At 56.4% G+C, this 22,280-nt stretch carries 20 protein-coding genes and 1 tRNA gene; 1 reads left to right on the top strand and 20 read right to left on the bottom strand.

What is annotated here, in order from left to right; all coding sequences use genetic code 11:
• The 20 genes from DW913_RS06065 to DW913_RS05970 all read right to left on the bottom strand — a co-directional run.
• A partial coding sequence (locus DW913_RS06065) for a GDP-mannose 4,6-dehydratase (RefSeq protein ID WP_117797969.1) occupies window positions 1-400 on the bottom strand: 400 nt, incomplete at its 3' end.
• 23 nt (window positions 401-423) lie between these two features.
• Window positions 424-1,323, bottom strand: a complete 900-nt coding sequence (gene rfbA / locus DW913_RS06060) for a glucose-1-phosphate thymidylyltransferase RfbA (protein WP_117797933.1) — start codon at window positions 1,321-1,323, stop codon at window positions 424-426.
• A 341-nt stretch (window positions 1,324-1,664) separates the two neighbouring features.
• On the bottom strand, window positions 1,665-2,393 hold the full coding sequence (locus tag DW913_RS10285; RefSeq protein ID WP_334203753.1) for an acyltransferase family protein: 729 nt from the start codon (window positions 2,391-2,393) through the stop codon (window positions 1,665-1,667).
• Window positions 2,394-2,417: 24 nt separating this feature from the next.
• Window positions 2,418-2,621 (bottom strand): hypothetical protein, encoded by a 204-nt coding sequence (locus tag DW913_RS06050; protein ID WP_117797931.1) that lies wholly within the window; start codon window positions 2,619-2,621, stop codon window positions 2,418-2,420.
• Complete coding sequence (locus tag DW913_RS06045; protein WP_117797930.1) at window positions 2,622-3,839, bottom strand: Coenzyme F420 hydrogenase/dehydrogenase, beta subunit C-terminal domain; 1,218 nt, start codon at window positions 3,837-3,839, stop codon at window positions 2,622-2,624.
• Between the two features lie 8 nt (window positions 3,840-3,847).
• Window positions 3,848-5,353 (bottom strand): lipopolysaccharide biosynthesis protein, encoded by a 1,506-nt coding sequence (locus tag DW913_RS06040; protein ID WP_117797929.1) that lies wholly within the window; start codon window positions 5,351-5,353, stop codon window positions 3,848-3,850.
• A complete protein-coding gene (locus DW913_RS06035; RefSeq protein ID WP_117797928.1) occupies window positions 5,346-6,419 on the bottom strand; it encodes a polysaccharide pyruvyl transferase family protein in 1,074 nt (357 codons plus the stop codon). Before DW913_RS06035 ends, DW913_RS06040 begins: the two co-directional genes overlap by 8 nt.
• Window positions 6,420-6,421: 2 nt before the next feature.
• The gene (locus tag DW913_RS06030; protein ID WP_117797927.1) at window positions 6,422-7,696 is read right to left on the bottom strand and encodes a hypothetical protein; all 1,275 of its coding nucleotides are present in this window, start codon (window positions 7,694-7,696) and stop codon (window positions 6,422-6,424) included.
• Window positions 7,697-7,790: 94 nt separating this feature from the next.
• Window positions 7,791-9,068 carry a hypothetical protein gene (locus DW913_RS06025; RefSeq protein WP_055287332.1) on the bottom strand — a complete coding sequence of 426 codons (1,278 nt, stop codon included), beginning with the start codon at window positions 9,066-9,068 and terminating at the stop codon, window positions 7,791-7,793.
• 1 nt (window position 9,069) lies between these two features.
• Window positions 9,070-10,008 (bottom strand): glycosyltransferase, encoded by a 939-nt coding sequence (locus DW913_RS06020; protein ID WP_117797926.1) that lies wholly within the window; start codon window positions 10,006-10,008, stop codon window positions 9,070-9,072.
• A gap of 46 nt (window positions 10,009-10,054) precedes the next feature.
• Window positions 10,055-11,128: a Coenzyme F420 hydrogenase/dehydrogenase, beta subunit C-terminal domain gene (locus DW913_RS06015; RefSeq protein WP_070100765.1), complete on the bottom strand. Its 1,074-nt coding sequence runs from the start codon at window positions 11,126-11,128 to the stop codon at window positions 10,055-10,057.
• A gap of 58 nt (window positions 11,129-11,186) precedes the next feature.
• Window positions 11,187-12,290 (bottom strand): polysaccharide pyruvyl transferase family protein, encoded by a 1,104-nt coding sequence (locus DW913_RS06010; protein WP_035138275.1) that lies wholly within the window; start codon window positions 12,288-12,290, stop codon window positions 11,187-11,189.
• A gap of 72 nt (window positions 12,291-12,362) precedes the next feature.
• Complete coding sequence (locus tag DW913_RS06005) at window positions 12,363-13,499, bottom strand: radical SAM protein (RefSeq protein ID WP_035138273.1); 1,137 nt, start codon at window positions 13,497-13,499, stop codon at window positions 12,363-12,365.
• A 3-nt stretch (window positions 13,500-13,502) separates the two neighbouring features.
• The gene (locus DW913_RS06000; RefSeq protein WP_117797925.1) at window positions 13,503-14,786 is read right to left on the bottom strand and encodes a glycosyltransferase family 4 protein; all 1,284 of its coding nucleotides are present in this window, start codon (window positions 14,784-14,786) and stop codon (window positions 13,503-13,505) included.
• Window positions 14,786-15,889 (bottom strand): glycosyltransferase family 4 protein, encoded by a 1,104-nt coding sequence (locus DW913_RS05995; RefSeq protein WP_117797924.1) that lies wholly within the window; start codon window positions 15,887-15,889, stop codon window positions 14,786-14,788. Before DW913_RS05995 ends, DW913_RS06000 begins: the two co-directional genes overlap by 1 nt.
• Before the next feature lies 1 nt (window position 15,890).
• Complete coding sequence (locus tag DW913_RS05990; protein ID WP_199580783.1) at window positions 15,891-16,670, bottom strand: sugar transferase; 780 nt, start codon at window positions 16,668-16,670, stop codon at window positions 15,891-15,893.
• Between the two features lie 68 nt (window positions 16,671-16,738).
• Window positions 16,739-17,284: an antiterminator LoaP gene (gene loaP / locus DW913_RS05985; protein ID WP_233542015.1), complete on the bottom strand. Its 546-nt coding sequence runs from the start codon at window positions 17,282-17,284 to the stop codon at window positions 16,739-16,741.
• Window positions 17,285-18,081: 797 nt separating this feature from the next.
• Window positions 18,082-18,157: transfer RNA gene (locus DW913_RS05980), tRNA-Ala, on the bottom strand.
• A gap of 167 nt (window positions 18,158-18,324) precedes the next feature.
• A complete protein-coding gene (locus DW913_RS05975) occupies window positions 18,325-18,966 on the bottom strand; it encodes a thiamine diphosphokinase (protein WP_117797922.1) in 642 nt (213 codons plus the stop codon).
• A gap of 9 nt (window positions 18,967-18,975) precedes the next feature.
• Entirely contained in the window at window positions 18,976-19,665 is a 690-nt protein-coding gene (locus tag DW913_RS05970) for an HAD family phosphatase (RefSeq protein WP_117797921.1), read from the bottom strand.
• A gap of 331 nt (window positions 19,666-19,996) precedes the next feature.
• On the opposite strand from DW913_RS05970, the gene glgB reads away from it, so the two are divergent.
• Window positions 19,997-22,246 carry a 1,4-alpha-glucan branching protein GlgB gene (glgB, locus tag DW913_RS05965; protein ID WP_117797920.1) on the top strand — a complete coding sequence of 750 codons (2,250 nt, stop codon included), beginning with the start codon at window positions 19,997-19,999 and terminating at the stop codon, window positions 22,244-22,246.
• The last annotated feature ends 34 nt before the right edge of the window (window positions 22,247-22,280 follow it).

Genomic DNA, 22,280 nt, shown 5'->3' with positions numbered 1-22,280 from the left:
CGTAGACCTCGTCGGTGGAGACGTGGTGGTAGCGGATACCGTACTTCCTCACGGCCTCCAGCAGGCGGAAGGTGCCCTCGACGTTGGTGCGCAGGAAGGGCTCCGGGTCGGCGATGGAGTTGTCGTTGTGGCTCTCGGCGACGTAGTGCACGATCGCGTCGTGGCCCGGCACGATCTTATCCAGCAGCTCGGAGTCGCAGATGTCGCCCACCACGAGCTCGACGCGGTCGGCGGGAAGGCCCGCGATGTTCTCGGGGTTGCCGGCGTAGGTCAGCTTGTCCAGGACGGTGACGTGCACGTCGGGGTGGTTGTTCACGACGTGGTGCACGAAGTTGCTGCCGATGAAGCCGCAGCCGCCCGTGACGATGATGTTCCTGGGCTCGAAGAGCTCTTCAGACATATCTGTATCTCCCATTGAATCATTTAGTACTCGCGCGGGCTGTTGACGATCTCGCCGGCGGCGACCTTCTTCAGGTGCTGGCCGTAGACCGACTTGCCGTAGGCCGCGGCCGCCTCCTCCAGCCGCGCCGTGTCGATCCAGCCGTTCTCCCAGGCGATCTCCTCGGGCACCGAGACCGGTAGGTCCTGGGAGTGCTCGACGGCGCGGACGAACTCCGCCGCCTCGTGGAGCGACTCCATGGTGCCGGTGTCCAGCCACGCGTAGCCGCGGCCGAGGGTCACCACGGAGAGCGTCCCCTCCTCCAGATACATCTGGTTGAGCGTGGTGATCTCCAGCTCGCCGCGTGCGGAGGGCTTCACCTCGGCGGCGCGGGAGGACACGTCGCCCGGGTAGAAGTACAGGCCGGTGACGGCGTAGGAGCTCTTGGGCTCGGCGGGCTTCTCCTCGATGGAGACGGCCCTACCCTCACCGTCGAACTCCACGACGCCGAAGCGCTCGGGGTCGTCCACGTGGTAGCCGAAGACCGTGGCGCGGCCCGACTCGGCGTTCTGGACGGCGCGCGTCAGGTGGCGCGACAGGCCGTTGCCGTAGAAGATGTTGTCGCCCAGCACGAGCGCGCAGGGCTCGCCGCCGATGAACTCCTCGCCGATGGTGAAGGCCTGCGCCAGGCCGTCCGGCGAGGGCTGCTCGGCGTAGGAGAGGTTCACGCCGAAGCGCGAGCCGTCGCCCAGCAGGCGCTGGAAGTTGGGCAGGTCGGTCGGCGTGGAGATGACCAGGATGTCCTTGATGCCCGCCAGCATGAGCGTGGACAGCGGGTAGTAGATCATGGGCTTGTCGTAGACCGGCAGCAGCTGCTTGGAGGTCACGAGAGTGAGCGGGTACAGTCGCGTGCCGGACCCGCCCGCGAGGATGATGCCTTTCATTTAATCTGTCCTCTACAATCGAAATGCGCTTTAGATCGAGTGATAAATAAGACTTGGGTATCCTATTTTGCTAAACCCCCTCATTCTTAACGAAATAGGCAAGGTAATGACTGCGGAATATGGCTACCTGAATTGCCCCTTCCATTTTTCAATGCTCGACCAAGGGAGATTGATTCCGGTTATTTCAGGTTGGTTAATCCAATCAGCCATTTTGAGTAAAAAGTCATCTTCTCGTTCGAAAACAGGAAGTCCGGTATCTTCACCGATGATCGCGTGCCAAATGTTGGTAATGGACTCACTTTGCTTCAACGCTATGAAAAGCGCCAGTATCGAAAATCAATTTATAATCCCACAATGATGTGAATTCGTTCGGGCAAATAACGACCGCAAAGTGATACAAGCGAATAAGATCCGGCAAGAGTTAGCGCCCAAACAGCAAATGTCGAAACACCAAGTGGAATGACGAATAATCCAAGCAGTTTCCAAACGGCCTTGAGAACAAGTATATGGCAGAGGTAGATTCCAAAAGAGGCGTTCCCAAGGTCAACAAGCAAAGTAGAAGATAATCGCGACTTGAATGATCCCGGAACCGCCATAAGAAGCGCGATCACAGCTAAAGAGGTCGCGGCAGAACCGAGCTTAAGCTGAGTTGTGGCCATATTGAAATCGCCAGTCAAATACCACCAGAAGCCTGCGACCTCCTGAATTATTAAAAATATAAAGAGCACTGCAACAAGCTGAGTGGTTCGTCCTTCAATGAGCGCAGCCCAACGCCTCCAGTCGAGACCGAAAACATAAAAGATGAGCCACATGGGGCAGAAAACCTGTATAAGAGGCAATGCGATACCGGCAACGGCAGCGAGCTCCCTTAGAAGCAAGCAAGCCGGTGTCACACAATAGACAAAGAACCTATACCGTGAAAGGAGCCTGAACAGTACCGGAGTAAGCAGCACAAGCTGTGAATGGACCAATAGATAGTACATCTGAGCCGATACGGAGCCCACGGCGAACGCCAGAAACCCAGACGCCCATGAAGGGCGGGAAACGCCGCAAGATAGATAACGCTCCAGAACGCATAAGGTCCGGCAACCTTGCTAATGCGGCGTCGAAGACCCCCCCCCCGCATTAAATTTGCGCTCGTCGGTAAGAACACCGGATAAAAACAAGAACAACGCAACAGAAAAGTTGAGGAATGGGCGAATGGCGACCGACGCGGCACATTGAGGAAGACAGTGGATAAGCACCACTGCGGAAATCGCAAGCCCACGAAGAGCTTGAAGGTAGCGATCCTTGGCCATCTAGGCTCTCCTTCCAACGAGTCTCTTTAGTCGTCGTTTAATACCACCAAGCTTGCCGCGGACACGCTGCCAGAGAGTGGGACGGAAATCCCACTTGTCCATGAGATCTGGGATGGAAAGCCCGGCAGACACGTCGTTCAAGAACTCGTCGCGCTTTTGATAAGGCGTGACAGAATGGACGAGGCTAGGGTTGCCCGCGATTACCCCATCAAGCGTCGCCGGACCGTTTGCAGTAAGCCCAGAAATAGCCTCGAATGCCCGCACGCCCTTCTCGGTATTGCATAGGACGGCAGATACGCCCTTGGAGTTGTCGACCTCGGGATGGGTATTCTGGAACCCCCAGAAATCACCGAGCGTGATATCGGCGCCGCTGGAGCGCTTTGCTGGACATGCCAGACAGGACGAACGAAGGCTCGCATTGGCCAGAAACGCTTTCATGTACCAGTCTTTGCCGAATATCTGGGACTCGGTGTCCCCGGTGTTGTCTTTCTCCGCTATGTGCTTGTACATAGCGGAGTAAGACAACCATCCGGTTGTCTTACTCCGCATATTGACGTCGCAGACGTCCGACCCGAAGGCCTCACCACGGTAGTCGACCCAGCGCGACCAGAGCTCTGGAGACGGAACACCGTGGCAGATGACGTCGACGCCGAGGAAGAGGTCAGAGTCGGCGAGTTTCCCCAGGTATGAGCGCATGCCAGCCACCTGGCATGCAGTACCGGCAAAGAGCGCCGGCCTGCCTTCACGCAGGGCAGCGCGGACGCCCTCGAAGACGCCGCGGCCAACCGCGCTCTGAACGTATTTCGAGCGCATAACGGCGCCGAGCGCCGGCCTGTCCTCCACGAGCACGTGACGAAGCTCGCGGCAACCGTCCGTCCACGCGGCGCCCGCCACAACACCGCCGCGCGAGAGAGCGTCACCGGCGAGTAGACCGAACACGCCGCCCGACGACGATCTATCGAGCAAGCCGACGTCATGAGCCTTCGCCCAGAGGGCGAACTCGCACCCGTCCTCCCCAGGGGCGTTGAGCGCCGGGCATACGGCGTCGCACGACCCGCAGCCTACGCACCCGGAGGCGTCGACGGTGGGGTGTAGGAAGCCACAATCATCGGGTTCCATGGAGATGCATGACTTGGGGCAGCGGGCAGCGCACGCGCCGCAGCCGCAGCAACGGTCGCCAAGCGAGACGACCCTCGGGGATTTCTCGGAATCATTCATGATGGACCCTATCTAAGGAACGGGAGACGAGAGACGACCGCGATACGTTCGTCCTTCGTTAGGACGGCGAGCCAAAGGGCTATGGCGAAAAGCGCGCTGTAAACGGCGCCCCACTCGAGGAACGCGGGCCATCCGTTGACGGGCAGGACCGCCGTGCCAGCGAGGCAGGCGACGGTGACGGCAGCCCAGGCGAGCAGCACCGGCAGGTTCCGCTTCCAGAAAAAGAGCATGTCGAGACCGACCCGCTTCTGGTAGTACCAGTTCATCCACAGTCCGTTGCCGAGCACGATGCTGACGACATAGGCGATCGCGGGGGCCCACGGCCCCCGCGCCGGGGCGGCCGCGGCGGTGAAGGCAACGTTCCCGACCGCCATCGCAAGGTAGACGAGACTCCTGGCGTGGTGCATGTTCTTGGCCCTCTGGATCTCGATGCCGACGTTCTGACAGAGGGGCACCATGACGGGTAGCGTCATGGCGAGCACGAGCCAGTAGGCCTCGGCGAAGCCCGGGCCCGCCCACCTCGTCACGAAAAACTTCCCGAGAATAGCGAAACCTCCGTACACCCAGCAAAACAGTACCATCTGGTAGCGGCCCACGCGCGTCATAAGGCGAGTGAGCTCGGCGTTGTCGTCCGAGGTGGCGACGATGCGGTTGACCTTCGGAATGAAGACGTTCGACATCGTGGTGGAGAGCGAGTAGAAGACCTGGCGGATGTTCACGGCCACCGCGAACAGAGATACCGCAGTCGCGCCCGAGATGGCCCCCAGCATGATGTTGGGCACGCTCTGATTGACCATCTCGCAGACCTGGTTACCGAAGATCCAGGCACTGAAGGCGGCGATGCCGCGCATGACGCCCCAGTCGGCACCCCTGAGCTCGAAGCGCATGCCCAGCACGACGATGGCGTAGCGCGCGTTGAGGGCGAGCAGGACGAGGTTCACCGCGAGCTGTGCTAGGGCAACGCCCACGGGCCCCATACCGGCGGCCAGCAGGGCCCAGGCGCACAGCGGCGTCGCAAGCGTGGTGACGAGCTGCCTGGTCTGCTGGTAGACGAAGCGCTCGTGCGCCGTGATGTAGGAATTGAACACGACGGTGAACAACGTCGAGGCGACGTTGAGCGTCATGATGGCGAGCAGCTCCCGGGCGAGCGAGACCTGCGCCTCGGTGAACCCGGCCGAGAACACCGCGCCGGCGTTTGCGGAGAAGCCCATGCCGAGGGCGACCGCCGCGGCTGTGACGGCGACGTAAAGCGTGAGGTACATGCCGTTCAGGTGCCGGATGTCGCGCTCGCCGCCGTGCGCCACCGTCTGCGTGTAGAAGCGCACGTAGGCCTCGGAGAAGCCGAAGGACAGGAGCGTCAGCGAGAAGACAAAGGAGTTCGAGCTCTGGAAGACGCCGTAGTCCGCCTGCCCCACGTAGGACAGTAGCATCGGCGTGTAGACGAGGTTGACGAGGTTCTTTGCGAGGATGTTGGCGTAGCCGAGGAGGGCGCCCGCCTTACGCTGGCTAGCCACGGGCGGCCTCCGAGGGAATGCTCAATCCACATCTATCGAGGAATTCAACAACGATCTTCCTCTGAGCTGCCAACCTGTCATACGCCTTTGAATAGTCACTCTCGAGCAGTTCCGAATTACATACGGAAAGAATTGACCGCTCAACGAAAGAAACACCCAGCTCGCTGGCTAGCGTGTCGAATCGGCTGCTCATGTCTGGACCAGTGGACTCACGAGGGCAATAAATCAGCGGCTTCCCGAACAAGATCGAGAAAATTGATCCGTGATATGAATCTGTCGCTACAAGCTTTGCGTGACGGACGGCATAGAGGAACTCTGAAGGCCCGAGGGCGTAGTAGCGCGCATCCCCTAGTAAATCGACCCTCTTGCAGCTAAGTGAATCACAGATTTCGGCAACCCTCTCTTCGTAAGCTGCACTCCCGAGGAAGTACGTCAATACATAATCATTTGGAAGCCCGCAGTGCGGCTCTTTTTCATACCTTTCCCACCAGGAGCCGTCAAACATCAGTGTTGGGTCAATCAACACCTCGGCCTTTAAGCCGTACAGACTGTTTATAAGCTCGGCGCTCTTCTGCTCACGAACGGACAGCCTATCAAACCCGTCGAAATAGCCGTGGAACAGCTCACGCTTCTCCTCGGGAATCGTCGGAGCTGCCAAGCTTGGCGAAAAAGCAACGCGCTTTTCTCTTGGCGAAAACGTGAGAAACATAGTGGAGTTAGCGTCAGGGGAATACGGAGACCAAACTTGGTCGCTCCCAGCAACGAAAAAGTCATAGGATTTAATGTCACGTGGAGGGTTGGAATCAGATATAACCTCCCGGCTAAAGGAAATGTTACGGGAATTGAAATCCTCAAACGAACGATGCCTCTGGATGTGGGCAACGGCAAGCCCCTTTGGAATGAGCGAAGCCAAAGACTTGAGCTTGTATTTGGCAGATCTCGAGTCCTTCTGTCTGAACGTAAGGACATCTGCACCCGAGAGTTTGAGAGTTTCTTGGACAGCAAGGTTCTGGAGCCTCTGCCCATAGTTGTCCCCATGCGTAAATGTGGAAATGCCTATTTTCATGTTCAAACCTGTTCTTCGTCTCTATCAATAATCAAATAGTCTGCAGCCGAGGAATTCCACGACCAAGCCAGCGCTCCACAGAGCAGCAGTAGGCACAAGCAGCAGTTCACCCTTGTAAAGCACTGCGTATACAGAAAGGTAATAAGAATTGTTAGCAAAAGGAGCAAACGAACAATCCGGCCATTAGATCCTTTTTCCTGCTCCATAAACTCACTAACCACGGAGTGGAAAAACGCTACATACGCTGCCGTCTCCCAAAACCCCATGAGAATCAAGAAAGACCCCATATCCGCTTGACCAAAGTGGTTAAACGACATGAACCCGGACGCGTAGAAGCTTGAGGCTCCAAGACCCTCTCCGAGACTCCATGTAGCCGGTCTCAAGAGAGCGAAGCCGATGATAGCAATCCTCTCGTTACTGCCGTCGGCAGCAGTACCGACGGAAGCTGAACTGCCAACCATATCGAACAGACCAAACACTTGCGTATCCACGAGGATCTGGAACGCAGGCACCAAGGCGTATGCAATTGTCAGGATAAAATACAAGGCGACAAGCCAAAAGAAGGGACCCGAAACATCCGCTTCTCCTCTCATGACTGAAATAAGCCAGAACATCACTAAAACGAGAGGAAGGATTATGAAGAGCGCCTTATTATCGTTGAGTGTCGCAAGATAGAAGGACAGGACGATAAGGCAGACGTTGTAAGCGATGGCAAGGGATGGCCAGAGAGGACCCCGAAGCCTCCTAATCCAGACGAAGTTGTAGAGCACGACGAATGAAGTGTAAAGGGCCACCGCATGGACGGACGCATAAGAGAACAGGCCGGAGATATTGTCCTCGAAGTAACTGATGTCGTTCGTTGTCGCAGCGATCATCCCATGGGTAGAGTACTGGATAAACATGATCGCCATATTGAGAAGCAATATGGCGTTGAAGACCGGAAAACCTGCATCAAAGAGTCCAAGAAGAAAATCCCTCTTGTTAGTGACCAAAAGAAAGAAGTAAAGCGTATAGACAAACGGGTAGAGGAGCAGCAAAATATTCGCCCTAAACGTTTCCATATTGCCACCCAAGAGGGCACCAGACAGCCACCCTGCAACGGTAATCAGCCCAAGTAGTAGCGCTCTACCGCTATATTTCCATCCGGAGAAGAGCGCCCTCACGCAAATCATGCCGGTAATTACCCAGTTGAGGTATCGCCCCAGACCATAGTACTCAAGGAAGAAAACCTGCGCCAAGATACCTATAACGATCGTCGCATCCGCCAGGTCACCCATGCAAACGGTTAGAACGCCTTGCTTATTAGGGAGATACCAACGACCTCTTCGACCAGCCCGCTCCTCCGCTTTATTTATAACGAGCCTCGCATGCCTATGATCTTGCATTGAGTACCTCCAGCAGCACACGTTCAATCAGCCTCGTGTGCATGTGAACTCCCGTGTTGAGACCTACCGAGGAGCATGGAAGCAGGTCTACGATCTCATCTGAATCGACAAGATCGAGCGGACCAGGCTTTCCGCTCCTGAAACGATTGACCTCCCTGATAAGCCGGCTCTTATCCCTAAACAGCCCGATTAGCTCCTCCTCGTTATTCAGCACCAAACCGGACCCATGCTCAACGACAAAGTCGGCGACATTGCCTGCACATGCACTCGAAATCGTATAAGCGTTTGCGGAGTAAGATTCCATACAGGTGTAGCTATAGGTCTCTGGACAAGATGGCCACATGACAACGATGGCAATCTCGCACTCCCTGAGAGAGTCGGTCATGGCATTTGGGTGCTTCTCATCAAATTCGACAAACCGCTTGTTCATCCCTGGATACATATCGTTCGAGCTGTTGAAGACGAAGAACTCGTACTCTTGTTCATCGACCGCAGATACGAGGCGAAGCCAGGTCTCCCAGCCCTTTGTCTTCCTCGGCATCCCCAGAAAGGCAACCCTGATGCGCTCCCCTGCGTTCAGAGGACGTCTGTTGCCCAGATACTCTCCAAGCAGCTTTTGGTGCGGTATTACATCAACAAGGCCCTCGTATTGGGGCCTGAATGAGAGAAACCGATTCTTCGTATAGGTCGAAGGTGCAACAAAACGGAGATTTTTGATGGAGTCAAACAGCCCTTGGATCTTCGACTCCACACGAAGGCTGTTACTGAAGTGGGGGCATTTCTCGCAGGGAGCGTCGCCGAGCCTTGAGCTGTCACAAAAGCCGCTCCTATTTTGGAGGTTATAGCTTGTACAACACAGGTAATAGTCGTGGAGAAAGGCCCTGACCGGTGTTTTGCCTGTAACTTTTAGCAGCTCGGAGACTTTCTCAAGGCTCACGTACAGAAGGTGGTGGATATGAAGCTCAAGAAGGCTGAAGCCGCTTTTTTGCCAGCTGCAAAGGGCCTCGCACACCTGGGCAATACTGAAAACACCAGCCTCCACCCCGTCGACCGTAACCCCGAATTCGCAAAATAGCATCTGGTCGTCCCTGAACAGGGTCTTCTTAACCGAGTGGAGATAGACGTAACTTATGCCGTGCGACGCCATGGCCTGCTGACTCGCCATAATAGCCTTTGGGGTGCCGGTCTTGTCCTTGAGATAGTCGCAAAAGGCAAGCGCTAGGACGTACCCACTATTGTGCGGTTTGGGGATGCTTTTACTCATATCATCGCTTCCCAAACAAGAGGAGAGATCTATTGAAAAGGCCCTCTTGTAGACTGCCGAAATTCAGCCTCGAAGAGAAAGAAACCCTGCACCTAGCCATGAAAGAAGCGTCCATTTTCGATACCAACTCTCCAAGAGCACGCTCTGGAGGAAGAATGCAGTCGGAATAAGTTGAAAGAAGTCCAGTAACTTGCTTTGCAAGAGTAATCTCTCGCGGATGACAAAAACTATTGATTTTCTCAATCACTTTAGATGGTAAATCAGTACTCACACCGACCACATTACGACCATGCTGGCGATATCCCATATGAGGAGAAGCATCGAAAACAATCCGATAACCCAGCAGCACGCATAGATTAGCTATCAGCTTATCATGCATGATGACGGGATGGGGCAGCTCATGCAAGCAAACAACTTCCCAAATACGCCTATCAAATACTTGCGTACATCCCATAGGTGACCCAATGCAAAGCTGGTTGAGAGGGTCGTTATCTCGATAAGATATGCACCTTTGTTGCCCATAGGTTAACCGGCCCATCTCCTTACCAGCTGAATCTACAAGTCTTGAATTGCAATGATAAAGAGCCAAATTCTCCTGCTTCTTAAGCTGTTTAATCGCAGTTATCAGTTTATCGCTATCCCAAATATCATCTTGGTCGGAAAACGCATAGTAATCAGCTTCGGGAGCATTCCGCAACAACGTCAAAAACCCTAAAGCAGGTCCTAGGTTTTCTCCTGTTAACAAAGTCAGACTGCCCTCATCTGCATAGCGCTGCAGAAGATCACGAGTACCATCAGATGACCCGTCATCACGGACAAAAAGACGTACGTCAACTTCAGCCTGCGAGAGAATGCTGTCAATTTGTTCTGAAATAAATGGGATGCCGTTGTATGACGCCATTAATACGACGCACTTTGGCACCTTGGAATTACTCAACATATGGATTACCTTATCATTAATGCCTAAAGCAAACGCTCTCGATGTGTTAACCCCTGAGCAAACCCAGTGCAAGCAGTATATCCTTGACCAAGTACTTGGCGCAGTCTTTTGGCCTCGCCCTGAGAACGAGTCGGTTAACCCGTACCCCGTTACGAAAGCCGTCCATAAAGGTATTTCTTTCTATAGGCTTCGTCGAAGGACGTTGAAGCTGTTCATTGTTGGCCACAGCTAGACCAGGATCAACCGGCAAAAGCTCAAGGTCCGTCATTTCTAACAGTTCTCGACCCTTGTCTGTCTGCACAAGTGCGAGGGATATCCCGTTCGCGACCTCATCAGAAAGCTCGCTACCCCATGAATCGCCAAGCGTAATATCGGAGACACGATCACCCTTGGCGTAGCGGCAGGAGTAGCAGCCTTCCGTATACGGTAAACCCGAGAGGAAAGCAATCGAGTAGCGATCGCGGACACCCGTCCTACCCACAGTTTCAGCTCCGCGATAGCGGAGCTGAAACTGGACTTTCTTTCGAAAGTCCAGTATCAGCTCATTAGACAGGTTGTTACCTGTCTCTTCCAAGAATCGGCTCAGGACCTTGGGGGACGGTGAACCATGACAGATAAGGTCGATGGTGTAAAGGGAATCGGCTAAACGGCTTCCAACGAAGTTACGCATCGCAGCAACCTGACAAGGAAGACCGATAAAGAGAACCCTTTGACCACCTTGCAGGGCCTCCCTAACCTCGCGGTACGCACCAAGCGGATTGCTTTTGACGTATTTGGAGCCTTGGGCCCTCCTCAAGTAATCCGCATCAGAAGTGAGGTGGAACCGGAACTCACCGCCCTCCTGTGCACATGAACACACTAATCCATTTGACGCCACAAACGCCTCCGAGATGGCCGTAGCCAGACCCCCGGACGAAGATGACATTCTGAGCGATGTATCTTTCGCCCACCCCTGTAGCCACTCGAGAGGACGCAACGAAGATGGGGATACCATCTGGGGACACGTTTTCTCGCACAGTCCACATCCCACGCACCTTGTAGGATCAATACGGGCGTTATACGCCTCAATCGTATCCTCAATGGCAATCGCTCCATGTCGACATGAATCGACGCAGGCCATACAGCCAGCGCACATATCCTTCTTGCATACCGTCCTAGTGCCAACGTTTGACAATGCCCTACTCCTCAATCATGCTCTTGAGCTGCGCTAGGGACTTCTCCCTCTCCGCACCCATCACATCGTTGACCCGACCAAAGTCAATCTGCTTGGATGCTAACTCGACATCATCTAGATTCTGAAGCACTCTGTCCGTGAGGTCCGTGAGTCGCAGAATACTCACGTTCCTGCTCGAGGTTCCGTTCTTGGGCAGCACTTCTACCAGCGGCGTATTGAGATTTATGGCAAAAGCCGTACCGTGGAACGAGTCCGTGACTAGGCATGCTGCGTTGTCGACATACGAGAGAAACTCAGCAAGCGTCGGCAGCCACTTGAACTTGCCCTCGCGTGAGGCCTGGTGCAGGCTTGCGGAGATCCGTATCAGGGGCAAGCCAAGCTTTTTGGCAACCTTCACGGCGTACTGCCCCACCGTCGGGTCGCTGTGAATCTGGTAGACGAGGATGTATTCGCCCTTCGGGGCAGGTGCCGCCATCCTTCTCCACGCCTCGCCATCAAGCAGCAGCGTGGGATCGACAACCTGTCCGGCCTCTATGCCCCACGAGGCAAGCTGCTCGCGCGCGGCATCCTCGCGTACGAACACGGCCTCATATGCTCGAAGGTCCTCGAGAAACCTGGGGCGCACGCTATCCGGGATATTCTTCTTACCAAAGCTTGCCGCATATGAGATGCGCCTTGCGCCCTCGGGAGCAAACTCAAGCGCGTATGACAGGTCGTATGCGCCCGAGCTGATGGGACCCCACACCTGATCGCTTCCAGTCATATAGACATCGGCCTTGGGCGGATTAGCCTTCAGCTCCTCCAGGGATGCATAGTGAGGGCTCATCTTAAGCAGCTGGGAACGCTCACGCGCAAACCGCTTGCCCGCCACCCTTGTCTCAGGCTCCATCAGAAGTCTGTAGACAGACTTCTTCAACGGGTTCCCGTTCCAGGACGGCTTTGTCGAAAGAAGCGTCCTCACCTGCTGGGATACGTCCTCACAAGCAGGTACATAGTCCATAATCTCGAACTCATGCCCCAAGCTCTCTACCGCTCGTTGTGTCGCATATGCCTGGAGCAGGGAGCCATAATTAGAGATTGCGTGCCTGGTTATGCAGGATACTTTCACGTGTTTCCTCCGATTGATATCGAGCAACCGTTATTTCTGAATTTTTGCATTCGATTTTTCCACCCGGCTGCACTACAGCGCCTCCTCAGTCTCGTACACGTGCGCGTCGGCTCGGCTTGCGTCGGAAAGGCCGTCGTTGATCGCGGCGTGCATGTCGCAGGTGGAAAGAGCGTCCAGCTCCTCCTTCGTCACCTTGCCCGACTCGTAGTCGCGCACGATGGGGAGCTCGTGCATGTCGAACTTCTTGCCGGGCTTGAGCTTGTGCGCCAGCACCCACGACGCGGGTTTCCAGATGTACTTGTGCATGGCAGGAGACACGGAGCCGATCATCCAGCAGTTGCGGTCGCAGTGGCGCACGCAGCCGCGCACTTTCTCGGCCTGGGCGCTCTCCCACAGCTCATCCCAAGACTCGTCGTTAAGGTTGCCCATAACGAGCTTCTCCTTGGTGCCGTTGCAGGGCATGACGTCGCCGTAGGGGTCGATGAAGAACGTGTCGAACGCCATATCGCACGGGAGCAGGCGCTTCTGCCCATAGATGTAGTTGATGAGGCCCATGTTGAAGTACGCGCGGAACCACTTCTTGGGCTCGTTGGACTTGAGGAGCTCGTTTACCAGGTCCTCGAAGTTCTGGGCCACCATGGGACGGTCCTTGATGATGTTCTTCGCCTCGACAAAGTAGAAGCTGTTGTGCAGGCTGGCGGTGGCGAACTCCATGCCGAGCTCGTCGGAAAGCTTGTACAGCGGCACCAAGTCCGCAGCGTTGCGATCCTGCACCGTCATGCCAAAGCCCACGTCCGGGTGCTTCATTTCCACGAGCTTCTTGAGCGTCTCGTAGCCGCGGTTGAAGCCGTTCTGGAGACCGCGGATCTCATCGTTGGTCTGCTGCAGACCCTCGATGGAGATGCGGATTCCCACCTGGGGGAATTCCTCGGCAAGGGCGATGATGCGGTCGGTGAAGAAGCCGTTGGTGGAGATGACGATGCGGTCGGACTTCTTGTACAGCTCGCGCACGATATCCGCAAGGTCGGTCCTGATGAAGGGCTCGCCACCGGTGATGTTGGTGAAGTACATGCGCGGGAGCTTCTTGATCACGTCGAGGGAGAGCTCCTCCTCCGGACGGCTGGGAGCCTTGTAGCGGTTGCACATGGTGCAGCGCGCGTTGCAGCGGTACGTTACGATTACGGTTCCGTTGAGTTTCTTCTCGGCCATGGGTTAGGCCACCACCTTCCGGTCAATTAGTTCTTGATACAGGGAGACGAGATTCCGGATGTATTTCTCTTGATTACAGTTCTCTGCCACGAATGAACGGCAATGCGCGCTCATCGCGGCGTAAGCCGCAGGATCGGCGGCCACCGCCGCACCCCTACGGATTGCATCTGCGAGTCCTGCCTCATCGTGGGCTTCAGCCAGGAAGCCCGTTTCACCCTCACGTACCAGCTCGGGTATTCCGCCCATGTTCGTACCGATAACGGGCTTGCCCGCGGCGAGTGCCTCGAGAACCGCATATGGCGCGTTCTCGAGCCACTCTGACGGCGCAGCCGCCAGAGTGGCTCGATTCACAAGTCCGCGCAGGGCGTCACCGGTTTTATATCCAACCAGCTCAATCCTCGAGCTTATTTCGTTTGGCATTGCGGAAACTTTGACCTTCACAGCATCACATTCAGGGCCATCGCCTGCAATAACAAGACGCCAATCAGGGATCACCGGTGCCGCCTTCTCAAAAGCATGCACGAGCGTTAACACGCCTTTCTCGCGAGAAAGGCGTCCCAGATACAGCATGTAGGGATCTTCATTATTTTGGTTGGCAACTTCCCGTGACATCGAATCGGGATTCAGGAAATTCCGCATGAGGACAAGCTGACGCTCGGGAAGCCCCGCTTCAATAAACTTGTTCCGCATGAACTCACTCGGGCAGATGATGCGATCGAGACGTGAATAGGTTTTGTGCCGTTTAAGCCACTCCGCCTCAGCCACCGCTAACGCGCTTTTTGCGATCGAACCCTTTACGCACTTCTTCTTAAGGCAATTGCCAAAATGACCCCCGAGACACGAATCGCAAACGTTGCCCTCGGAATCAAGCATAAGATAGCTCGGGCAAGCAAGAATCAAGTCGTGCGAGGTATACACAACCGGCGTTGGATGCTGCTTTAGCCAAGGAGCGTCCAAGATGGAAAACGTAATCTGCCTATGAGTGAGATTGAGATGGATTACATCGGGCTGGAATTCACGGCACAGCGCATCGAACTTCTCGCGCGCCTCTTTGGAATACACAAGTGCCTGCGCGGCCTTCGCCTTATCGACAATAGAGCTCGGTCCGTTATAGTCGCGATTCGTTACAAAGTAACGCGACCACTCAGTCGGCTCATTACGCTCATCCTCCATGCTGAAGAAGGCAACTTCATGCCCAAGAGCGCGAAGACCATCGGCAAGAGCAAAGTAGTACGTCTCGCTTCCACCCTTGCGCCAATGAAACTTATTTACAAGAAGGATCTTCATTACGCAACACCCTCATACAAAGCAAGCGTCCTTTGGACGACGCTGTTCCAGTCATAGCCATTAATCGCGCGGTCACGTGCCATGGCGCCCAGCCTCTCCGCTTGGGCAGAATCCGCTATCAGGCCTTCAAGCACGTCGCGCAGCGCCCCCGCGTCTCCGTGTGGGAACGTGAGCCCGCAACCCTGCAGAACATCCGCGCACTCGGGAATATCCGAGGTAACGCATGCCGCACCGTGAGACATGGCCTCCAGCAAGCTCATGGGCAGGCCCTCAACGTCGGAGGGGAGCGCGTAGCAATACGCGTTGGAGTACAGCTCGGAGAGCAGGTTGCCCTCAACGTGGCCGGTAAAGAGCGCGCGGGGGTCGGACGCGGCAGCCTCTTTGAGCGCCACGGCGTAGTCGTCCGTATCGGAGGAGTCGCCCGCGATAACCAGGCGCTTATCCGTCTTTACCTGCTTGTACGCCTCCACCAACAGTTCCGGTCGCTTCTCGGGCACAATGCGACCGAGGTAGAGGACATAGGAGCCCTGGGTGAGCCCCAAGCGCTCGGAGATCTCCTTCGCGGGAAGATCCGCCTCGGGAGTGATGCCGTTGGGAATGAGCGTAGCCTCGCGGCCGTAAGCCTCCTTGAAGTACTCCTGATTGTCCCGGGAAAGCACGATGAGCGCATCCGCGCACTTGGCCGCCGTCGCCTCGCCGAACTTGATGTACTTGGAAGCCAAGCCGCCCCATTTTGCACGCTGCCAGTCCAGGCCGTGGATCGTTGCCACGGTCCTGATGTCCGCGGAACGCGCAAAACGAAGGGGGACACACGGCCCCTCTGCGTGATAGTGAATTACGTCTGCCCCGTCTTTGATGGCGGCCCTTGTTGCGGCAAAGCTGCTCGTGAGCGCAGAGAGCCCCTTGATGTCCAGAGCCTTTACGGGAACGATGCGGTAGCCATCCTTCTCGTAGGGCTCGGAAGGAGCTCCTTCGCCCATACGGTCGTAGCAGGTTACTTGGTGACCAAGGTCTGCCATACGGCGAGCAAGCTCGCCTACCACCACTTCTACGCCGCCCTCGCGCGAACCCGTTCTCTTTTGGCCTATCATGGCGATGCGCATGCTACACGGCACCTTCCCCAGAGAACATCGTCTTCAGCGTGCCGAATATCAACCGCAGGTCCTGGCGCAGGCTGCGATTCTCTATATAGCGAAGATCCAGCTCAACCATTTCTTTGAAGCCCAGGTAGCTGCGGCCCATTACTTGCCAAGGACCGCTGCAGCCAGGCTTTACGGCAAGGCGCTTCATGTCGTGTTCGCTGTACAGGGCAACCTCGCGCGGCAGGCCGGGACGCGGGCCAATGAGGTTCATTTGGCCCAAAAACACGTTGATGAGCTGGGGCAGCTCGTCGATGCTGTGCTTGCGAATGAAGTTACCCACGCCGGGAATAATGCGCGGGTCGTGCTTCATTTTAAACATGGGGCCGGTGGCCTCGTTTTGAGCCTGCAAGTCCTTGAGCATTTGGTCTGCATTGGGCACCATGCTGCGGAACTTGTAGATCTTAAACAGGTAGAACGTGCCGTCTTTGTGCACGCGGCCCACGCGCCACTGCGAATATAGGGGGCTTGCGCCCGGGCTCTTTATGCAAATGACCACGCTCAGAATTAACCCGGGAATAAAGAGCAACACCAAGGCTCCGCCTGCGGCGACAATGTCCACCGTACGCTTAATAACGCGGTAGAACCTGTGCCCAAGCTCGGGCATAACCCCGGAGTTGGCACCGCGCAGCATTTCGGTGGCTTCTTCGTTTGTAAGGTAATCCCCCGTAGCACCCGCTGCGGCAGGGACGGAATTCGCCGTGGCGGCTGTGCACGCCTCTCGCGCACCCTGCTCCACGGTCATTATCGTAGGCTCCAAGAGCCCCCCCCCGATACTTTTTTGCCTTCGTTCGTCCGCTTGCGAGCTTGCAGCTAGGCGATCGATCTTCTGTGATTGCGCATGACGCGTTGCTCGTTTGAAAGCACCGCGAGGCCAACGCGGGTGGTTACGCGTCGGCCGCACAGGTCGAGCTCCAAATAAGCAGTGCTCTTGCGTCTGTTAATGGATTTGATAAGGCCTTCGTGGCCCAGCAGCGGGCCTGCCGTCACTACGACCTGGTCGCCGTCTTTTAAGGCCTCGCTCATGGGCACAACGCGGTCTCCCCTATGCGTAAAGCCGCCAATAAGCTGGACCTCTTCTTTTGCCAGCGGCACAAACTGGCCGTCCTGGGAAAGCACCCGGGCAAAGTCGTCCATGCGCAGAAGATACTGTTGCACGGTGCGGGGATCTGCCGTATCGCAGATCAGATAACCGGGAAAGAGCGGCTTGGTCGTGTTGACCCATTCGCCGTGTACTTTGATCTCGGTTTGAAATTGGGGATAAAAGAGCTCCTGCATGGCACCAGCCGGCACCACGTGCTCGATGCGCTCGCGCATTACGTCTTCGCGACCGTTAATGACCTGGATCACATACCACACGAGCACCACCCCCTTGCTGTCTTACGTGTGGCTCACGGGGTTTGGGTATGGCTTCGCCAGGGCGCTTGTGCGCGAAGGCGCTCCATATTCAAACCCTGAGCCCAATTAGACAAGCACGTGGCTCTGCCCCACCGTGAACGGTATGTATAAGTGCAGTGACTAGAGACGCGGACGTGTATCGCAAAAAGACCGCGTCCCCAGCTAGCTGCGTGCAATCCAGTCAAGCGGGAACAAAACTGGACCGCACGCAATCAGCTGTAGGACTGCTGCGATTTGTCATAAAATGTCGAATCGAATGATGAACCCGCACATAGATAAGAACAAAATCATTCGATGCGATACGCATGACGACGCTATTGGAGCTCGTGGTCTTTCTGGCACCGCCGTTACGGCCGGATGCTGATCGACCCTGTGCTTTGTGGCTTGCTGGAGCCGCGAGCACAGTTGAACCCATGTAAAGATAGGTATCCTAGCACAGCAGGTGGCCCATACGTTTTAGGGCGTGTTGAGCAACATATTGTTTATTTGCCGTGGTTATGGGGGATATTGAGCCGTCTTGCATACATTGCCGCAGGTTTATGGGGGTGCGTGGGTTTGCGAGCACTGCCTGAGTTGTATTGCTGGCGGCGTGAATTGCGCAAACTATTAAGTTTGGCTAACAAACTTTGTACAAAACCGGGAAGGTAATTGCGCAACTTTTTGCGGGGTGGTCGCGGGTGCACGCGTCACTTTCGTTTGTGGGGTTGATAAGTATGAAAAAAGTCCATCGGATAACCGATGGACTTTTGGATTCACGATGGTGGAGACGAGGGGGATCGAACCCCTGACCTCTTGACTGCCAGTCAAGCGCTCTCCCAGCTGAGCTACGCCCCCGTGACGAGGTAGTACTATAGGGGAAGATCTTCGGGGATGCAAGAGGGTTTTTGTTGAAACTTTTTCTTACGGGTTTTCCTGGGACGGTGGGTGAATTGACTGATTTTGACTTCGGCAAAATCAGTCAATTCACCCACCGTCCCGATAAAACCCTGATGCGGTAGACCTTACTTGTAGAGGTAAGCGATGGCGGTGCCGGTGTGGACTTGGATCTTGGTGGTTGATCTTACGACGTTACTGATGCCGGTGTCGGCTAGCAGGCCTAAGGGGCTATGGTCTAGCTCCCATTCTAGGCCGTGTTCGCTAATCTCTGTGTTGGGGGCTATGGAGATGATGGAGAAGGTTTTGCCCTCGGCGTTTTCGATGGTCCAGGTCTCGTCCTGGTGCAGGATTCTGGCCGTCATTTCGTCTTCTTCGATCCAGACGGGGGCGTCCGCATAGCCTGCCAGTAGCCCTAGCACAGACAGGGCCATGTCCGGGCGGCCGCCGGTGGCGCAGGTCGCAACCACTTCGGCACCCGGCCAGCGACGGCGGACGGAATCGAGTGCCAGAGCCAGGTCGGTGTAGTCCTTGTAGGGGTTGTGGCGTTCTACTTCAAAATCGGCAGCGGCATCGACCAGGGCACGTCCCTCGTCGCTTACGGTATCGGCGTCGCCCACGTAGACGTCGCAGCCAAGCCCCGCGCCCAGTAGCGCGTCGAGCCCGCGGTCCACGGCGACAACGTGGTCGCACTCCCCCGCCAGCTGGCGAAGCAGATCCGCGCTCGCCACCACCAGCGAGCCGCAAACCACTAACACTTTGCAAGCCACGGCCCTCGCCTAACCCTCAAACGAAAGCACGCGGGCCAGGTCCAGGTCCTCATAGCCATCGATAAAGATGTCGCAGTTGGCACGCACCTCGTCGCGCTCCATACGGCCGTGCGGGTCATAGACGCCCACGCGCTTAAAGCCTGCAGCGCCAGAGCTCTTAAGTCCAAAGACGGCATCCTCAAACACCCATGCGCGCTCAAACTTGTGCCCGTTGCGCTCTTCCAGGCGACGCAGTGCCAGCTCGTACACGTCGGGGAACTGCTTGGAGCGCCCCGCCTCGCCCGTTGTGGTAATAAACTCCATATAGCGATCAAGGCCAGCAGCCGCAAGGGCGGACTGAACCAGCTCGGCCGGCGTGGAAGTAGCCACGCACATGGCAATACCGGCCTCCTTCGCCTGCTCCAAAAATGCAAGCAGGCCCTCGCGCGGCGGCACCTTGGAATACCCATCAATCAAAATCTCGCTCAGCTCGCGATACAGCTCCTCGCCATTCGCGCCAATGCCCCACGTGTCGTGATAGGCCTGGCACTCATCCTCCAGCGAAAGATGTTCAAACTGGGCAAAATCGTCGACCGTCACATCAATGCCATGACGGCGCAATAACTCGGTCTGCGCATGGCCCCAGACGGGGGAGCTATTAACCAGTGTTCCGTCGCAATCGAAAATAAAAGCAACACTTGGAGCAGCGATATGGTTCATAAACGAGCCTTTCGATGTCAAATGGTAAACAACCTGCTAAAAACGTTTTACCAAACGTCAGCCTAACAGTTTTGAAACCCTAATTGGTAAAACTGTCAAGAGTTTTACCACGGCAATTCTGCCAGTGGTATAAACATGGCGCTTACCGATTAAACGCGCCCGCAAATCCACTTTCGTCCATAAAACTAACGTACAGGTGTTATCGTAGTTTCTGCCGAAAGTTCCACCGAGCACGCGAGGTGGAACGAATCATAGAACAATCGCCGTCCCTTCGATTCGTGTAGCCTTGGACCTTTCGCATCTAGTCACCAAGGCAACACGCTGCCGCGTCATGATGGGATCAAACGTGAGCGATACAAAGCTAAAGCCAGCAACCAAAAAGCCTGCTACCCGTAAAGCCGCCCCGCACGCACCGGAGCTCTCCAAGGACGATGTCTACCTGTTTGGCATTGGCATGTGGGAGCGCAGCTGGGAAAAGATGGGCGCTCACCCCGACACGCAGAATCGTACGCGCGGCTGGCGCTTTTGCGTTTGGGCGCCCGACGTAAAGAGCGTCCATGTCATTGGCGAATTTAACGGCTGGGATGAGCAAGCCAACCCGCTGGTGCCCATGCATACGAGCGCTATTTGGGAAGGCTTTATTCCTGGCGCCGAGCAGGGTCAGCTCTATAAGTACCTTATCGAGACCAACGAGGGCGAAAAACTCTACAAGGCCGATCCGTACGCCTTTAAGGCCGAGTGCCCTCCCGGTACCGCCAGCGTGCTGTGGACCCTCGATGGCTACCAGTGGAACGACGCCGCGTGGCTCAAGCGCCGCGCCAGCCACAACCACATGTCGCAGCCCCTTAACATCTACGAGGTGCATATTGGCTCGTGGAAACGTCACGGCGACGCGCCGCAGGGCGAGCCCGACGAGTACGGCAACTACCCCGGCCCCATGGATCCCTTCCCCGCGCAGCGCGGCGAGTTCTACACCTACGACGACCTGTCGGTGGAGCTCGTGGACTACGTGCGCGACATGGGTTATACGCATATCGAGGTCATGCCGCTTATGGAGCACCCCTTCGACGGCTCCTGGGGCTACCAGACGACCGGCTACTATGCCGCCACGTCGCGCTACGGCAACCCGCAGCAGCTTATGCACTTTATCGATGCGTGCCACGAGGCGGGCATCGGCGTGATCATGGACTGGGTACCGGGCGGTTTTTGCGCCGACGACCACGGCCTTGCCACCTTTAACGGCCACATGCTGTTTGAGCACGAGATTCACCCCAACTGGGGCACGCACAAGTTCGACTTCGCCCGCGGCGAGGTCCGCTCCTTCCTGGTCTCCAACGTGCTGTACTGGCTCGAGAACTTCCACGTGGACGGCATTCGCATGGACGGCGTGTCCAGCATGCTGTACCTCAACTTTGGCATCGACGATCCGGGCCAAAAGAAGTTCAACAAGTACGGCACCGAGGAGGACCTAGACGCCAGCGCGTTTATCCGTCAGGTCAACTGCGCTGTTGAGGCACACTACCCCGACGTGATGATGATGGCCGAGGAGTCCACCGCGTGGCCGCTCGTGACCTATCCGCCGCAGGACGGCGGCCTGGGGTTCCACTACAAGTGGGACATGGGCTGGATGAACGACACCCTGCACTACATGCAGACCGATTTTCCGTGGCGCCCCGGCAACCACGGGCTGCTCACGTTCTCCATCATGTATGCCTTTACCGAGAACTTTATCTGCCCGCTGAGCCACGACGAGGTCGTGCACGGCAAGTGCTCGCTGATCGGCCGCATGCCGGGCGACTGGTGGCGCCAGTTTGCCGGCCTGCGCACGCTGGCCTTCTACCAGATGACGCACCCCGGTGCCAAGCTCAACTTTATGGGCAACGAGATCGGCCAGTTTATTGAGTGGCGCTACTACGAGTCCATCCAGTGGTTCCTGACCGAGGAGTACGAGACTCACAAGCATCATCAGGCGTTTATCAAGGCACTCAACCACCTGTACACCGCCGAGCCGGCCCTGTACGAGCGCGGCTACACCGACGACGGCTTTACCTGGATCGACGCGGATAACTCCAAGCAGTCCATCGTGAGCTTTGTGCGCCAGGGCGAGGACATCGATGACGACCTGGTGATCCTGATCAACTTTGATCCGGCGAGCTACGAGAGCTTCCGCGTGGGCGTGCCGCGCGAGGGCGACTGGGAGGTCATCTTCGATTCTGACCGTCCCGAGTTTGGCGGCAGCGGATACGCCGGCGAAGAGCCCTACACCTGCTCGAGCGAGCCCTATCCCTGGAACGGGCAGATGGACTCTATCGAGATAAAGGTGCCCGGCCTGGCAGGCGTGGTGCTTAAGCGCCGTGGCCCCAGCAGCTATAAGCCGCCGGTGGTGGAGGCTCCCAAGGCTGCGCCCATGAAGCGCACGTCCTCGGTGAAGCCCAAGCCCGCGACAGCCAAGAAGGCTCCGGCCAAGACTAAGGCTACTGCCAAGCCCGCCGCCAAGACCACGGCCAAGAAGTCAGCCGCCAAAAAGGCTGCCTCCAAGGCCAAAACAGGCACTGTTAAGTCGTCTGGCAAGGATGCGTAACAAAGTCGTTACACGTGTAATTACCCGCCCCGCG

Source organism: Collinsella sp. AM42-18AC, assembly GCF_003467965.1.
In the GTDB taxonomy this organism is placed as follows: Bacteria; Actinomycetota; Coriobacteriia; order Coriobacteriales; family Coriobacteriaceae; genus Collinsella.
Note: the sequence above shows the minus strand (reverse complement) of the source record. Positions and strands in the feature narration are given on the sequence as shown.